The sequence below is a fragment of the Candidatus Frackibacter sp. WG13 genome, assembly GCF_900114655.1.
Classification (GTDB): domain Bacteria; phylum Bacillota; class Halanaerobiia; order Halobacteroidales; family Acetohalobiaceae; genus Frackibacter.
The window spans coordinates 1-1,353 of sequence record NZ_FOTT01000047.1; the positions used below are offsets into that span (position 1 = coordinate 1).

2 protein-coding genes are annotated in these 1,353 nt (G+C 32.7%); both read right to left on the minus strand.

From position 1 onward, the window contains the following. Positions 1-96: 96 nt before the first annotated feature. The gene (locus BM077_RS13515) at positions 97-678 is read right to left on the minus strand and encodes a glycerol-3-phosphate responsive antiterminator (protein WP_089751214.1); all 582 of its coding nucleotides are present in this window, start codon (positions 676-678) and stop codon (positions 97-99) included. Between the two features lie 140 nt (positions 679-818). Then, positions 819-1,202 carry a RidA family protein gene (locus tag BM077_RS13520; protein WP_089751216.1) on the minus strand — a complete coding sequence of 128 codons (384 nt, stop codon included), beginning with the start codon at positions 1,200-1,202 and terminating at the stop codon, positions 819-821. Positions 1,203-1,353: the final 151 nt, after the last annotated feature.

Genomic DNA, 1,353 nt, shown 5'->3' on the forward strand with positions numbered 1-1,353 from the left:
TGTTTTCTTTGGTTAGTTAACATTATATATGAGGTATTGGTATGTGTCACCTTTTTATTTATCCTGTGCATTTAATTATACAATGTTCCTTTTTTATTAACTATCCTTTCTTTCAAACTCCCATAACTCCTTACTACTAGTTGAAACGGCCAATGTTTCAGTCTTTAATATATCTTCTAATTGTTCTTGATTCTTAATCAATCCCCCTGCAATAATTGGTTGTTCTAACGCCTCTGTTAAATCGGAAATAACATGTGGAAGGATTAACCCAGGTAATACTTCTACTAAGTCAGGTTTAGAACTTTTAATAATATTAACCCCAGTCTCAAAAGCAGAAGAATCCAAAATAAATAGTCTTTGAATAGTAATCAAATCATACTTTTTAGCTTCTTTAACTAGATAGCTTTTAGTAGTAACTATCCCATCAATTCCAACCTCTTCAGCTAGATACTTCATACCATATTTATCTTTCCCTATCCCTTTCATTAAATCAATATGTAAAAAAACAAGCTTATCTAATTCAACAGCAGCTTTAACGATTTTAGGCAAACTAAAAATATCCCCACCTAACACAAATATAGCTGCTATCTTTTCTTCAGGAATCGAATGCAAATCTGACAAGTCTTTTACTGCTGCAATTACTGGCCGTTTGACCAATATATACTCGAAATATGACATATTTTATTACCTCCATCTATATCTTATCTTAGAAATTATATCATTTTTTGTTTTATAAAGCAAAAAGCGCACTATTTATGCTACATCTAAACACAAATAGTGCATTTAGTAAAATAGCTTAATCATAGAAGTATTGAAAATCATTCTTTTACAGCAATTACAGCAATCTCTACAGCCACATCTTTTGGTAACCTGGCCACTTCTACACAAGCCCTAGCTGGTGGTTCTTCAGTGAAGTATTCAGCATAAACCTCATTCACTTTCCCGAAATTATCCATATCACTAATGAAGACTTCAGCCTTAACTATATCTACAAGTTTATACTCTGCCGCTTTTAAGACAGCTTTTATATTATTTAATACTTGACGAGTTTGTGCTTGGACATCTCCTTCAATTAATTCACCAGTAGCTGGATCAATAGGAATTTGACCAGAAACATAGAGTGTGCCTCCCACTTTAATCGCTTGCGAGTAAGGACCAATAGCTGCTGGTGCTTGATCAGTACTAATAATCTCTTTAGTCATAGTTTCGTCCTCCTTTAATGATTAACATAGAATTTTTTGGCGTCAACAATTAATTATATAGAGTTTCCCCAAAATCAAAATAGCAATTACCTTTAAACCTTATCATAATAGTAAGTTTGGCAGATTGAGCTGTTGTGATGCTTTAAATTTG